Here is a 14,130-nt window from a genome sequence, read left to right on the forward strand (position 1 = left end):
GTGCCGCGGGGAGACGTAACGCCGGAGCTAGCCGACATCATGAGCAGCCGAGCGGGTGATCGCGTTGTTCGGTGACAGGGGCAACGGCATCGGCCTGGCGGGGCGCCCGGATTTCGCCCTGGTCGGCGTGCTGCGCATCCCGGAAATCCAGACCAGCCCTTGGCGTTCGCTGACCAGGCGCGTGCTGTTCGCGATCGCCCTGCTGTTCGGCGCCGCGGCGGTGGTGTACTTCGGCCGCGCGGGCTACCGCGACAATTCGGGCGACGAACTGTCCTTCCTTGACGCGCTCTACTACGCGACGGTCTCGCTGTCGACGACCGGTTACGGCGATATCGCCCCGATCACCCCCGAGGCGCGGCTGGCGAACATCGTCATCATCACCCCGCTGCGCGTCCTGTTCCTGATCGTGCTCGTCGGCACCACCCTCGGTGTGCTGACCGAACGCTCCAGGCAGGCTTTCAAGATTCAGCGATGGAGGCACAGCGTGCGCAATCACACCGTGGTCGTCGGATACGGCACGAAGGGGCGTACCGCGATCGACGCCATGCTCGGTGACGGCGTCGCGCCCGCCGACATCGTGGTGGTGGATACCGATCTCGTCGCGCTCGAGGCGGCCGCGAACGCGGGCCTGGTCACCGTGCACGGCTCGGCGACCCAGTCCGATGTGCTGCGGCTGGCCAGCGCGCAGAACGCGTCGTCGGTGGTGGTCGCGGCGAATCGCGACGACACCGCCGTGCTCGTCACGCTGACCGCGCGCGAGCTGAACAAGGCCGCCAAGATCGTGGTGGCGATCCGCGAGGCCGAGAACACCCATCTGCTGCGCCAATCCGGCGCGGATTCGGTGGTGGTGTCCTCCGAGACCGCGGGCAGGCTGCTCGGCATCGCGACAACCACACCGACCGTCGTCGAGATGATCGAGGATCTGCTGACCCCCGAGGAGGGGTTCGCGGTCGCCGAGCGCGAGGTGGAGCCGTCCGAAATCGGCGGCTCGCCAAGGCATCTCAGCGATATCGTGCTCGGTGTGGTGCGCGCGGGCACGCTGGTGCGGGTCGGTGAGCCCGAGGTCGACGCCATCGAGGCGGGCGACAAGCTGCTCTACATCCGCCGCGTCGGGAAGTGACACCGGCCCGACGGTATGCCGGCCGTCGGCGTTAGTCTCGAAGTGTGCCTTTCCAGCTCAATGGTGTTCCGTTGCTGTCGCGTTCCACGATCGATCGGGCCGAGGAGGTCAGGGCCGACGCGCAAGCGCTGAAGGACGGCTGGGCCACCGCCGCGCTCCTGCGGGTGAACCGCCGCGGCCAGGTTCGATTCGAGAACGGTGCGCTCGTCCTCGACAAGGCGATCGATCTATCGCCGGAGCCGAGCCCGGCGGCGGTATTCCTCGGCATCGACGCGGGCGTGCACGTGTGGGCCGTACGCGATAACGAGGTGACCGGCTCGCTCGCCGATCTGCGCGCCATGGCGAGCGGGGTCGACGATCTCACCGCCGGGCTGCTCGCCACCGCGAACGCGCTGCTGAACTGGCACGACAAGGCCGGATTCCACGGCGCCGACGGCACCGTCACCACCGCGGTGAAGGGCGGCTGGTCGCGGGTCACCGAGAACGGATACGAGGAGTTCCCGCGCATCGATCCCGCGGTGATCTGCCTGATCCACGACGGCGGCGACCGGGTACTGCTCGCGCGCCAGCACAGCTGGCCGCACTCGCTGTTCTCGCTGCTCGCCGGATTCGTCGAGGCGGGCGAATCGCTGGAGCGCTGCGTCGAACGCGAGATGCGCGAGGAGGTCGGGCTCGACGTGCGCGAGATCCACTACCTCGGCAGTCAGCCGTGGCCGTTCCCGCGCTCGCTGATGGTCGGCTTCGCCGCCGTCGCGGATCCCGATCAGCCCCTTGTCTTCTCGGATGGCGAGATCGCCGAGGCGTACTGGTTCAGCCGCGCCGAGGTACGCGAGGCGCTCGCGGTGGGCGACTGGTCGGCGCGGAACAACGGCGCACGGCTGCTGCTGCCGGGTTCGATTTCCATCGCGCGCACCATCGTGGAGTCCTGGGCGGCGCTGGACTGATCCCGGTCAGGACAGGGCGGCCAGCGCCTCTTTGACGGCGACCAGCGACGGGTTGGTCGCCGTCGATCCGTCCGCGAACTTCACGGTCGGCACCACATGGTTGCCGCCGTTGACGCTGCCGACGAATTCGGCCGAGGCCGGGTCGTCCTCGATGTCGATCTCCACATAGCTGATGCCCGCCTCGTCCAGCTGCTTCTTGAGCCTGCGGCAGTAGCCGCACCAGGTGGTCGAGTACATGGTCAGGTCAGGGGTTGCGTCAGTCACGGATGATGCAACACCGACAAGCTCGGGAAAAATTTCCCGAGCTCCGACTTGCCATGAATTTAGTAAGCGCGCATACTATTTCCATGACGCAGATCGCCACCGCACAGGCCACCTCGACCGCGGCACCCGCCGCCTTCTTCGCCAAGTGGGCCGATATGGCCACCTGGCCCGAATGGAACAACGACACCGAATGGGTGCGCCTCGACGGCCCGTTCGCGCAGGGCTCGACCGGGACGCTCAAGCCGAAGGGCGGGCCCAAGGTGGGGTTCGTCATCGAGAAGCTCACCGACTCCGAGTTCGTCGACGTTTCCGAGCTCATCGGTGCGCGGCTGACCTTCGCCCACCGCGTCGCCGTCGACGGCGACCGCACCACCGTGACCGTCACCGTCTCGATCGACGGACCACTGCGCTGGCTGTGGACCAAGGTCATGGGCGCCGACCTCGCCGAGTCGGTCCAGCCGGACCTCGACGCGCTGGTCGCCGAGGCCGAAGCGGTGCGGGTATGACCCTGCGGACGCAATTCGCCGAGGCGGACGAGAGTCCGGGCCTGTTGCTCTGGCAGGTGACCAACCGGTGGCAGGCGGCTCAGCGCGCGGCGCTTGCGCCCTTCGACCTCACCCATGTGCAATTCGTGCTGCTCGCCTCGCTCACCTACCTGGCCGCCCGCCGCGACGATCCGGTGATGCAGCGCGATCTGGCCGATCACGCCGCCACCGATCCGATGATGACCTCGCAGGTGTTGCGCACCCTGGAGCAGAAGGGCCTCCTGGAACGCCGCGATCATCCGGACGATCGGCGGGCCAAGGCCATCGTTCCGACGGAATCCGGTGCGGCGCTGGCGAATCGCGCGATCGTCGCGGTGGAGGCCTGTGACCACGACTTCTTCGCCCCGCTCGGCGCGGGCGCCCGCGCGTTCGCGGGATCGCTGAAGCGACTGCGGGATCGGTAACTATCCCGCGGCGGCGATCCGGTTCGCGCGCACGCGCGCGCCGATCTTGACGGTCACGTCGGCTTCCCACAGCAGCGGCCAGGCCACCACCAGTGCCAGGATGCCGATCAGCACCGCCGACGGGAGATGGCTGCCGAAGACGCCGAGTGCGAGCACCGCGAACGTGCACGGCACCGGCCAGCGCAGGAACCACCGCCACCGCTCGCCGGTGAGCAGCCCGCCGATCGCGGCGATCACGAAATACGCTGCGGCGCTGCCGCACAGCAGCCACACCACGCCGCGGGACTGATGCCCGTGCGCGTGCTCGACGGCGAGCCCGAGCCCGGCGGCGAAGGTCGCCACCGCGCCGCCGACCAGGCAGTGCAGGCCCATGGCGATGCGCGGCGCCACCTGATTCGGCGCCAGGTGCGGCACACCGGCGAAGCCGAAGATCAGCGACAGCGCCCACATGCTCACCAGCAGCAGGAACGAGCCGACCACCAGTAGATCCAGCGACAGATCCCAGGCCTGTGGCGCGGCCGCCGCGATCACCACGATGATGCCCTCGCCGAGCATGATGATCATGTACAGCCCGAGCCGCTCGCCGAGATGCGCCGAATCGGTGTGCAGCGCACGTAGTTTCGGTGTCTCGATGCCGTCGAATCGGTGCGAGCTGCGCAGTCGCCGATCGAAGCGCTCCTGGACGGCGGCCAGCATCCGGTTGCCGTCGATACCGATCATGACCAGCAGATCCAGCGCCATGCCGATCGCCCACAGCCAGTATTTCCACGGCGCGGGCACCCAGAGCGACACGATCCACGGCGTCACCCCGGCGGTCAGTTGCGCGATCGGCCAGTCGACCAAGATCCGGCCACGGCCCCACACCTGTTCGGCGAAGATCCGCACCAGCACGTACACCGCCGCGAACGCGGTGGCGTGGCGATCCGGTATTCCGGCCACCGCCGCCGCCATCACCCCGAGTCCGAACATCGCGACGAGCACCAGCGGCACCTTGGCCCGCTCGCCCGCGATATTGCCGTACACCATGATCGATGCCCACGCCATCCAGAAGGCCAGGTAGAGCAGCAGATACATGGCGAAATCGCCGAGCGTCGGCCCGCCGTGCAGCAGGTGGGTCAGCTGGCCGATCCCGGCGACCGCGACCAGGTCGAAGAACAGCTCGATCCAGCTCGCATGCCGTTCCTCGCGCGCCTGCGCGGATTCCGTCTCATGTGACACGGGATGAGTATCGGGCAACCTCGCCGCCCGTGCCGGATCCGGTGCGGTTCGCGCTGCTGTCTCCCCGTCGCGCGCGGGTCGGACGTGCCGGAGCATGCGCGACGGCGAATTGATAGCGATCGGTGGCGGTATGTCGCGGCAATCACAGGGTTCGCCGTCGGTCAACGCCGAGGGGAGTGCCGATTCTTACACTCTGCCAAGGAAACACATCACGATTACGATGGCTATTCGGCGGTTTCTTCGGCCATGATGGGTACGTGTCTGAGATCGTGCGACGTCGCTCCTCCCGCAACGCCAAGTTAGCCAAGATTCCGCTCGGGATCGCCGGGCGTGCCGCGGTGGGCTTCGGCAAGAAGCTGGCGGGCGGGGACAAGACCGAGATCAACGCGCAGCTCAATCAGAAGGCCGCCGAGCAGCTGTTCACCGTCCTCGGTGAGCTCAAGGGCGGTGCGATGAAGTTCGGTCAGGCGCTCAGCGTCATGGAGGCCGCGGTGCCGGAGGAGTTCGGCGAGCACTACCGCGAGGCGCTGACCAAACTGCAGGCCGCCGCGCCGCCGATGCCCGCCGAGACGGTGCACCGGGTGCTCGATCAGCAGCTCGGCACCCAGTGGCGGCAGCGCTTCAGCTCGTTCGACGACACACCCACCGCGTCCGCGAGCATCGGCCAGGTGCACAAGGCGGTGTGGTCGGACGGGCGAACGGTCGCGGTGAAGGTGCAGTATCCGGGCGCCGACGAGGCGCTGCGCGCCGACCTCAAGACACTGTCGCGGATGACCGGCCTGATCGCGTCGGTGATTCCCGGCGCCGATGTGAAGCCGGTGCTCGCCGAGATCACCGAGCGCACCGAGGAAGAGCTCGACTACCGCAACGAGGGCTCGAACCAGCGCGCCTTCGCCAAGGGTTTCGACGGGCATCCGGAATTCGTGGTGCCGAAGGTGGTGGCCAGCGCGCCGAAGGTGATCGTCACCGAATGGCTCGACGGCGTCGCCGTCTCCTCGATCATCAAGGCGGGCAGCGAGGATCCGGAAGGTACTCGCGCACAGCGCAATCGGGTCGCCGGGCAGATGGCGCGGTTCCATTTCTCGTCGCCGGAGACCATCGGCCTGCTGCACGCCGATCCACATCCCGGCAACTTCATGGTGCTGCCCGACGGCAAACTGGCCGTCATCGATTTCGGCGCGTGCGCACCGCTGCCCGATGGATTCCCCGCCGAACTCGGCCGCATACTCGGCCTCGCCGTCGCCGAGCAGTTCGACGAGCTCACCGAGCTGCTGCACGAGAACGGCTGGATCATCCCCGGCCGCAAGGTCACCGATCAGGAGATCGCCGACTACCTACGCCCGTTCACCGATCCCATCCGCACCGAATCGTTCCACTTCACCCGCAAATGGATGCAGCGGGTGGCGGGCAAGGCCTCCGACATCACCAGCCCGGAGATGAAAACCGCGCGCTCCCTTGTGCTTCCGGCCGACTACGTGATGATCTTCCGGGTACTGGCCGGTTCCATCGGCATCGCCGCTCAGCTCGACGCCGAGATCCCGTTCATGCAGCTGGCCAACACCTGGCTGCCGGGTCTGCGCGAAGAGCGTTCCGCCAGCTGACCGTTCAGCGCAGCGCGCTGTCACATTCAGCGCAGAGCGCTGCCCGCCTGCCATTGATCCCATGGCAGGCTCCAGTCGCCGTTCTGCCAGACCTGCAACGGTTCGCCGCCGGTGTTGCGGATCTCCACGACATCGCCAGGAGTCGCGAAATCGAAGAACCAGCGGGCGTTTTCGCTGCTGAGGTTCAGGCAGCCGTGTGAGACGTTCTGGCTGCCCTGCGCCCAGACGGTGGAGTCCAGCGCGTGCAGGTAGATGCCGTCGGTGCTGATCCTGGTCGCCCAGCCGATGGCCTCCTTGTATCCGAGCCGGGAGTTCACCGGCAGGCCGTAGGTGGAGGAGTCCATGATCACCGGGTTGGCCTTGTCCATCACCGTGTAGGTGCCGGGCTGCGTCCAGAAGGTGATGGTCTTGCCCGCGACCACCTCGCTGCCGCCCATCCCCATCGAGGTCGGCATGGTGCGGATCAGCTTGCCGTTCTCGAACACCTCCACCTGTTTGGTGTTGTCGTCGACCATCGAGACGTGCGCAGGGCCGATGGTGAACGAGGTCTTCGCGTCCTCCTGGCCGTAGAGGCCCTGGCCGAATTGCTGACCGTAGATATCCGCCTTGACGGTGACCGTGGTGCCCGGCGCGTAGTACTGCTTCGGCCGCCAGTGCACATTGCGGTCGTCGAGCCAGTACCAGGAGCCCTCGACCGGCGGCGTGGTGGTCACGATCAGCCTGCGCTCCGCGGCGGCCCGGTCCGGGATGTCCTCGTCGAAGTGGGCGACGACGACGGTGCCGACCCCGTAGGCGCCGCCGTCGGCGAGCAGCTGCCCGCCCGTGGTGGTCAGCACCACCTTGGTCTGGTTGTGCGGGGTGATGGTGCGGAAGGTCGAGGTCACCGGGCCGGAAGGGCCGGTGAGCGTGACGCCCTCCGCGGTCACGGTGTAGGTGCGTCCATAGCCGAGCGGTTCGGCCGGTTTCCACGCCGTTTTGTCCGGGGTCAAAATCCCCTCGATGATCCTGCCCTCTTCGTTGCGCAGCGTCACCTTGGTCAGCATGCCGTCGTTCGCGGTCACCTGGACCGTGCCCTTGGGATCGAAGTCGACGGTGGCGTCCTTGGGCGTCACGGTGATCGCCGGTCCCGCGGGCTGCGTATCGCCGGCGCCCGGCCCCGATCCGGACCCGCACGCCGCGAGTAGCAGCGTCACTGCCAGCAGGAAACTCGCTATGACACCGGATCTGTAGCGACCCCACGACATGGATGCGCCTCCCTTTCGCCATGCGCCTGCCCGCTGCGCAATCTCCCGCCGCAATTTTACGTGCCGCGCGCGGGTGCTCCGGGGCGCGCGTGCGCCATCAGGCGGCCGACCGGCGCGTTACTCCTGATGGTCCAGGTCGGCTCGGCGATCCGCCGCGCGTCCGCCCGCGCAGTGCGAGATGGGTGGCGACGCCGACGAGGGCGGTCATCGTCACGCCGCTGCCGAGCAGCAGCCGCAGATCGGCGGGGAAGGCGCGATAGAGGCCGGGCACCAGGATCGGCAGCAGTCCCGCGGTGAGCGCCGCGGCCGCGGTCAGCAGCGTCGTCTCGGCATCGACGTCGATCGCGCGGAACATGCCGAGCGCGGCGACGATGATCATGGCGAACACGATCGTCGCGGTGCCGCCGACGACCGGACCCGGCAGCGAGTTCACCAGCCGCCCGATCGGCGCGACGAACGCGACCACCACGAGCAGCACCCCGGTGAGCGCGGTGACGTAGCGGCTGCGCACCCCGGTGAGCCGGACCAGTCCGATGTTCTCACCGCTGGTGACCATCGACGGACCACCGAACAGGCCCGACAGCAGGGAGGTCACCGCATCGCCGCGGATGGTCCGCCCGACCGTGACCGGTGCGTCGATCTCCTTGCCGACCACCCGCGCGTTCAGCACCGTCTGCCCGGCCGCCTCCGCCATGGAGCCGATGCCGAACACCAGCAGCGGCACCGCCGCGAGCACATCGAAATGCGGTGTGCCGAAAGGGAACAGCTGCGGCCACTGCACCACCTCGGACCCGGTCCGCAGGTGGAACCGGCCGGTGACCGCCGCCGCGATACCGCCGACGATCATGCCTGCCAGCACCGAGAGCCGCCGCCAGCCACGCGGCAGGAACCGGTGTGCGAGCACGGTGGCGACGATGGTCAGCGCGGCCAGGCCGACCGCGCCGACCGAGGGCCTTTCGTCCGGCGCGACCACCAGATTCCCCGCGACCTTGACCAGATTCACCCCGATGACCAGCACCATGCACGCGATGACCACCGCGGGCAGGCGGGTGACCAGCCGCCGCGCCACCGGCACCACCACGATCCCGGCCAGCGCGGTGAGGATGACAGCCCCGCTGGCGGTGGCCGGATTCGACTCCTGCGCGATCTGCAGGAACAGCACAACGGCCGCACCGCCGGGCAGCATGACGAACGGCAGTCCGGCCCCGAGCGAAAACCGCCCGGTGGATTGCAGAATCGTGCCGACGCCACTGAACAGCAGTGCGGCGCACAGCAATGCGCGGGTATCGGCATCGTCGAGCCGCAGGCTGCGCCCGATCAGCAGCACCGCGGTGATCGGCATCGCCACCATCACCGCCAGATGCTGTAATGCGGCGGCGAATCCCCGCCCCAGCGTTGGCCGCTCGTCCACTGGATGCACCGCCGCGTTCACCATGCGCGGACTCCCGTACGTGCGGCTGTCCGATTCGTCATGACGCCAGCCACGGGATATCGGCATAGCGGTAGGCGCGGAAGATCGCGTTGGAGACGCCGGGGAACAGCTCCGCGGTGCCGGGATCGGTGTACGCGGTGAACGACGGGACCACGTACTCCCAGCAGATTCGCTTGTCGGGCGTCACCTCGAAGATGCGGCCGAACGCCGCCTCGGTGATCAGTGTGTTGCCGTTGGGCAGCCGCTGCGCGCCGCCCATGTACGGGGTGAAGAACGCCTCGCGCGGCGAATCCTGATAACTCCAGACGATATCGCCGGTGGCCGAATCGATGTCGAGGATGCGGCTGTAGGTCACCGACTCGCCGGTGCGGAAGGTGCCGTTGTCGAACACCAGGATTCGGCCGTCGCCGACCGGATGCGCGTGATGCTGCTGCGCCACGGTGCCGCGATCGGCCAGCGTGGCGACCCGGCCGGTACGCCGATCGATGGTGATCACCGCGGACACACTGCGCAGGCTCGCCACCACCGTGTGCTCGTCGAGCGGGTGCACGCTGTTGATCAGCGGCCAGTGCTCGCGCCAATAGTGCGGCTGCAGCGCGAATTCGGCCGGGTCGAGATGGTCGGCGGCCCGCCATTCCCAGCGCAGCGCACCGTCCGGACCGACCTCGCGGATGACATCCGCCCACACGATCCCGTCGGCCTCGGTGCCTGGTACGCCGCCCTCGATACGGTCGGCCGCCGCACCGGTCAGCGGCTCGACGGCGGTGTAGATGATCCCGCCGTCGTCGAGGTGATGCGCGTCGTGATGCTGGTAGTCGTCGCGAATCTCGCTGAGCAGCACACCGTTCGGGTCATAGCGGCCCATCGAGCCGCCGCTGTATTTGCGCCACATCGCGAACAGCGGCGCGATGGCGAGCGTCGCGCCGTTGTAGGCCAGTGAGCCGTCGGCGAGCAGCCGCGCATGCCTGCCCGGCCGATACGGCAACCGCCAGCGATGCGCCACCGTTCCCGCGAGATCGACCAGCTCGACAACGCCGCCGCCGGCCAGCGGCGCGTACAGCGTATACCCGGGGGACGCGAGCTCCGGATCGATACCGATCAGCCCGGTACCGCGGCGCACCAGCGTGTTCTGTTCCATCACACCTCCTGAATATTCAGCGCCACTGAATATTCAGTAGAATCTGCAGCGCGAGAAGGCTTCCGATCAGCGTGCGGTAAACCGGTGCGGCCGGGTGCGCGGTCACGACAATCAGCAGGATGGTGCGCGAGGTGAGTGCGAAGGCCGATGCGGCCCGGTGGCAGGGGCTCGGCGAGGTGGTCAACCGGCATCGGCTGGCCGCCGGGCTGACGCTGGCCCAGCTCGCCGAGAAGTCCCGGCTGTCGGCGTCGTTCCTCAGTCAGCTGGAGAACGGCAGGACCAATACGAGTCTGCGCTCGCTACAACAGATTTCCGACGCGCTCGACACCACCGCGACGCAGCTGCTCGCCGCCGCGGACGCGATGCCGGGCACCGAGGTGGTGCGGGCCGCCGAAGGCGTACTCCCGCAGGATGATCCGGGCGCCGACGGCACCGTGCGCGCGCTGGTGCACGGCGCTCGGGAGTTGCGCGCGCTCGAGTTCACCGGCGGCCTGCACCGGGACGAGCGCGAATTCGCCCACGACAACGACGAATTGATCTACGTGGTGCACGGCACGATCACCGTCGCGGCCGACGGCCGCGAGATCGTGCTGGCCACCGGCGATACCTACTACTGCGCGGCGGGCACCGAACATCGCTGGTGGGCACACACCCACGACACCAAAGCGCTGCTGATCGCCGTCGCCGACGGGCTCGCGGTGCGGCGAGCCACTCACAAACGGCGCTGATCCATCCCGGTGCACACCAGGACCCAGTCCCTTGACCAGCGACTGGATCCCGGTCTGCACCGGGGTGAATTGCTTTGCCGCACAACGCAGACGAGCCGCCCGCCCGATCTCGGGGCGAGCGGTTCGTCTGCTTTCTCGTTCCTGGGCCCGGCTCGGGTCCGTAATTACGGCAGGGGCCTCAGTGACCGGAGGGAGGAGAGGCTCGAGTCCCGGTTTCATGCCGGGACCGCGACCTTGCGCGGGCGACCGCGCGGACGCTTGCGGGCGATCACGACACCCTGGTCGAAGATCTCACCGCCCCAGACGCCCCACGGCTCACGCCGATCCATGGCCGCCGTGAGGCAGCCCTTGCGGATCGGGCACGAGGCACACAGCGCCTTGGCCTGCTCCAACTGGACAGGGTTCTCGGCGAACCACAGATCCGGGTCCTCCACACGGCAGGGCACGACAACTTCCCGGGTACGGGTAGGCGTGGCCACGGTCCGGCATGTCACGTCAGTACTGGCGGTCGGCCAGTTCTCTGCGGTGAACACGTCGTTCTCCTTCAGCTTGTTTGCAGCGGTTCGTTTCGTTTTCTGCGAAACCGGTGCCTGGCTGAGGAGCCCGAAAACACTGGCCACGGTTTCGCTTTCGGCGATCCGTGGCCAGGAGGTGGGAGGTGTTCCCTACCTAGCTCGACATCTGTATCGAGCCCTGATCACGGACGCTTGGTGTGCGGTGCGACGGAGGCGTGCCTGCATATCTGCCGGCGCATAGCCGGCTTCAATGGCGAGGGCGCCGGAAGCTGCTTTCGCGGCTACCGGGTGCCAGCCCGCGCTGGGCTTGTCCTGGCGAATGACGCACACCGGGTGCTCGTTCACGAGATGCGAACGCTCACCGAATGCGCTGACGCCGGACAGACCGGTCCCCTGCAAAGCGAGGACCCCCCGGAAGGCAGACACGGGCGTATTCACCGCAACGTTGAGGGCGGTGAAGTTCGTGATGCCATTCATTGGTCTGCCTCCGTTCCTGTACTCGTTGGTCCGATTGATGACTTGCGCGCTGGGATGACCTCCCGGTGCGTGATTCCCACCATATGCAATGTCGAAGAAGTCGACAACCTATTTTCTACCTGCGGTTTTGTGGGCTTGACCGCAGCGCCGATCGCAGTATTGAATCGGCGGCGTTCGCGGCCACCCGTGGTTACCTACCCTGGCGTGAGCTCGTCGCCCGCAGTCGCGACTTGACCAGCGCCAGCACATCCGCGCCGTACTGATCTATCTTCTTCGCCCCGATGCCGGGGATCGCGGCCAGCGCGTCGTCGTCGGCGGGCAGCTGTTCGGCGATGGCCGTGAGCGTGGTGTCGGTGAACACCACGAACTCGCGCACCCGCAGTGCCTGCGCCTTCTCCTCGCGCCACTCCTGCAGTGCGGCAAGCAGTTCGGTGTCCAGCTCGGCCGGGCAGCGCCTGCACCGGCCGAGCATCGTGGCATAGGTGCCGATCAGCGGTTTGGCGCAGACACGGCAGGTCGGGCGGATACCGTTCGACCCGCTCTCGGTGGTCGGCGCCGCGATGCGCGAGGCGGGCGAGTCGTCGGGGACCAGGCCGTTGAGGAACCGCGAACGTCGCCGCGTGCGCCTGCTGCCGTCGCCGCGGGTCAGCGCCCATGACAGCTGCAGATGTTCGCGCGCCCTGGTCACGCCGACATAGAGCAGCCTGCGCTCCTCCTCGAGCGCCGCCTCGTCGGCGACCGAACCGTCGCCGGCCAGTACGTGCGCGATCGGCAGCGTGCCGTCGGTGACGCCGACCAGGAACACCGCATCCCACTCGAGACCCTTGGCCGCGTGCAGCGAGGCGAGCGTCACACCCTGCACCGTCGGTGGGTGCCGCGACTCCGCGCGATGGGCGAGTTCGCGCAGCAGACCGTGCAGCTCGAGGTCGGGCTCGTGGTCGACCAGCTCCTCGGTCAGCTGGACCAGCGCGGTCAGCGAGGCCCAGCGCTCGCGTGCCTGCGCGCCCGCGGGTTCGGCATTGGTCAGGCCGTGCGGCGCGAGGGCGGCCCGCACCAGCGTGACGAGCGCTCGGCCGCCGCGGGATTCGCCGGGCAGGTCGTCGCGGGCCGCGACCTGCCGCAGCGCGATCACCGCCTGCTTCACCTCGGCACGCTGGAAGAAGCCTTCACCGCCGCGCACCTGATACGCGATGCCGTGCTCGGTGAGCGCCTGTTCGTAGGCCTCCGACTGCGCGTTGATCCGATACAGCACGGCGATCTCCGCGGCGGGCGTGCCGTCGGCGATCAGCCGCTTGATGGATCTCGCGATCGCGGCGGCCTCGCCCGGCGCATCCTCGTATTCGGCGAAGGCGGGCTCCGGCCCGTCCGCGCGCTGGCCGATCAGCTGCAGCCTGGTGCCCGCGATGCGGCCGCGCGCGACCCCGATCACCCGGTTCGCCAGCGAAACCACCTGCGGTGTCGAGCGGTAGTCGCGCTCCAGCCTGACCACCGTGGCCTCGGGATACCTGCGGGAGAAGTCGAGCAGGTAGTTCGGGGTGGCGCCGGTGAACGAGTAGATGGTCTGGTTCGCGTCGCCGACCACGGTCAGATCGTCGCGGTCACCGAGCCACGCGTCGAGCACCCGCTGCTGCAACGGGGTGACGTCCTGATACTCGTCGACCACGAAACTGCGGTAGCGGCCGCGGAATTCGTCGGCCACGGCGGGATAGTCCTCCAGCGCGGCCGCGGTGTGCAGCAGCAGATCGTCGAAATCCAGCAGCAGCCCGTCCTGGCTGGTCTTCGACGATTCGTAACCCGCGTACACCTCGGCCACCCTGGCCGGATCGTAGGGCGGCTCCCTGCGGTACTTGGCGACCGCGGCCGGATAGTCCTCCGGTGCGATGAGTGTGGCCTTCGCCCACTCGATCTCGCTGAGCAGATCGCGGATGCTGTCGGTGGCCGAGGACAGGCCCGCCCGGTTGGCGGCCTGGGCCACCAGGGGGAACTTGCCGTCGATGAGCCGCCACGGCACGTCGCCGACGATCTGCGGCCAGAAGTATTTGAGCTGACGCAGCGCGGCCGCGTGGAAGGTGCGCGCCTGCACCTGGGTGGCGTCGCCGCCGAGCCCGAGCGCGCGCAGCCGGTTGCGCAGCTCGCCCGCCGCGCGCGCGGTGAACGTCACCGCGAGCACCTGATCGGCCTTCACATGTCCGGCCGAGACCAGGTGCGCGATGCGATGGGTGATCGTTCTCGTCTTACCGGTGCCCGCCCCGGCGAGCACACAGACCGGCCCGCGCGGCGCGCGCACGGCGGCGGCCTGCTCGGGGTCGAGTTCGGCGAGGTCGAGTGCGGGCACGCGCACCATCATGACAGTGCCCTCCGACAACGGCCGTGCCCCCTGACAGTGACAGCGCCCTCGACGGTGGCAGCGCCCTCGACGGTGGCAGCGCCCTCGACGGTGGCAGCGCCCTCGACGGTGGCAGCGCCCTCGACGGTGGCAGCGCCCTCGACGGTGGCAGCG

General features: G+C 68.4%; 13 protein-coding genes. 6 read left to right on the forward strand and 7 right to left on the reverse strand.

What is annotated here, in order from left to right; genetic code table 11:
• Positions 1-64 precede the first annotated feature (64 nt).
• Positions 65-1,120 carry a potassium channel family protein gene (locus ACIG5A_RS33890; protein ID WP_397248009.1) on the forward strand — a complete coding sequence of 352 codons (1,056 nt, stop codon included), beginning with the start codon at positions 65-67 and terminating at the stop codon, positions 1,118-1,120.
• Positions 1,121-1,164: 44 nt separating this feature from the next.
• Positions 1,165-2,064 (forward strand): NAD(+) diphosphatase, encoded by a 900-nt coding sequence (nudC, locus tag ACIG5A_RS33895; RefSeq protein WP_397247635.1) that lies wholly within the window; start codon positions 1,165-1,167, stop codon positions 2,062-2,064.
• Between the two features lie 6 nt (positions 2,065-2,070).
• On the opposite strand, the gene ACIG5A_RS33900 is transcribed toward nudC, so the two are convergent.
• Positions 2,071-2,301, reverse strand: coding sequence for a mycoredoxin (locus tag ACIG5A_RS33900; RefSeq protein ID WP_397248011.1), 231 nt, complete (start codon positions 2,299-2,301; stop codon positions 2,071-2,073).
• 110 nt (positions 2,302-2,411) lie between these two features.
• On the opposite strand from ACIG5A_RS33900, the gene ACIG5A_RS33905 reads away from it, so the two are divergent.
• Both ACIG5A_RS33905 and ACIG5A_RS33910 read left to right on the forward strand, forming a co-directional pair.
• A complete protein-coding gene (locus ACIG5A_RS33905; RefSeq protein ID WP_397247637.1) occupies positions 2,412-2,834 on the forward strand; it encodes an SRPBCC family protein in 423 nt (140 codons plus the stop codon).
• Entirely contained in the window at positions 2,831-3,277 is a 447-nt protein-coding gene (locus ACIG5A_RS33910; RefSeq protein WP_397247639.1) for a MarR family winged helix-turn-helix transcriptional regulator, read from the forward strand. The genes ACIG5A_RS33905 and ACIG5A_RS33910 overlap by 4 nt, the downstream gene beginning before the upstream one ends.
• Here ACIG5A_RS33910 and ACIG5A_RS33915 read toward each other — a convergent pair whose 3' ends face one another.
• The gene (locus ACIG5A_RS33915; protein WP_397247641.1) at positions 3,278-4,495 is read right to left on the reverse strand and encodes a low temperature requirement protein A; all 1,218 of its coding nucleotides are present in this window, start codon (positions 4,493-4,495) and stop codon (positions 3,278-3,280) included.
• A 257-nt stretch (positions 4,496-4,752) separates the two neighbouring features.
• On the opposite strand from ACIG5A_RS33915, the gene ACIG5A_RS33920 reads away from it, so the two are divergent.
• Positions 4,753-6,096: an ABC1 kinase family protein gene (locus ACIG5A_RS33920; protein ID WP_397247643.1), complete on the forward strand. Its 1,344-nt coding sequence runs from the start codon at positions 4,753-4,755 to the stop codon at positions 6,094-6,096.
• Positions 6,097-6,122: 26 nt separating this feature from the next.
• Here ACIG5A_RS33920 and ACIG5A_RS33925 read toward each other — a convergent pair whose 3' ends face one another.
• From ACIG5A_RS33925 to ACIG5A_RS33935, 3 genes are all read right to left on the reverse strand, one after another.
• On the reverse strand, positions 6,123-7,340 hold the full coding sequence (locus ACIG5A_RS33925; protein ID WP_397247645.1) for an Ig-like domain-containing protein: 1,218 nt from the start codon (positions 7,338-7,340) through the stop codon (positions 6,123-6,125).
• Between the two features lie 97 nt (positions 7,341-7,437).
• On the reverse strand, positions 7,438-8,775 hold the full coding sequence (locus ACIG5A_RS33930) for a uracil-xanthine permease family protein (protein WP_397247647.1): 1,338 nt from the start codon (positions 8,773-8,775) through the stop codon (positions 7,438-7,440).
• Positions 8,776-8,809: 34 nt separating this feature from the next.
• Positions 8,810-9,910 carry an aryl-sulfate sulfotransferase gene (locus ACIG5A_RS33935; RefSeq protein WP_397247649.1) on the reverse strand — a complete coding sequence of 367 codons (1,101 nt, stop codon included), beginning with the start codon at positions 9,908-9,910 and terminating at the stop codon, positions 8,810-8,812.
• 119 nt (positions 9,911-10,029) lie between these two features.
• Here ACIG5A_RS33935 and ACIG5A_RS33940 point away from each other — a divergent pair, with 119 nt between their 5' ends.
• A complete protein-coding gene (locus ACIG5A_RS33940; RefSeq protein ID WP_397247651.1) occupies positions 10,030-10,638 on the forward strand; it encodes a helix-turn-helix domain-containing protein in 609 nt (202 codons plus the stop codon).
• A gap of 215 nt (positions 10,639-10,853) precedes the next feature.
• Here the strand turns inward: ACIG5A_RS33940 and ACIG5A_RS33945 are convergent, their stop codons facing one another.
• Positions 10,854-11,132, reverse strand: a complete 279-nt coding sequence (locus tag ACIG5A_RS33945) for a WhiB family transcriptional regulator (RefSeq protein WP_397248013.1) — start codon at positions 11,130-11,132, stop codon at positions 10,854-10,856.
• Between the two features lie 688 nt (positions 11,133-11,820).
• Complete coding sequence (locus ACIG5A_RS33950) at positions 11,821-13,977, reverse strand: ATP-dependent DNA helicase UvrD2 (protein ID WP_397247653.1); 2,157 nt, start codon at positions 13,975-13,977, stop codon at positions 11,821-11,823.
• Positions 13,978-14,130: the final 153 nt, after the last annotated feature.

The sequence above is a fragment of the Nocardia sp. NPDC052566 genome, assembly GCF_044547285.1.
Classification (GTDB): domain Bacteria; phylum Actinomycetota; class Actinomycetes; order Mycobacteriales; family Mycobacteriaceae; genus Nocardia.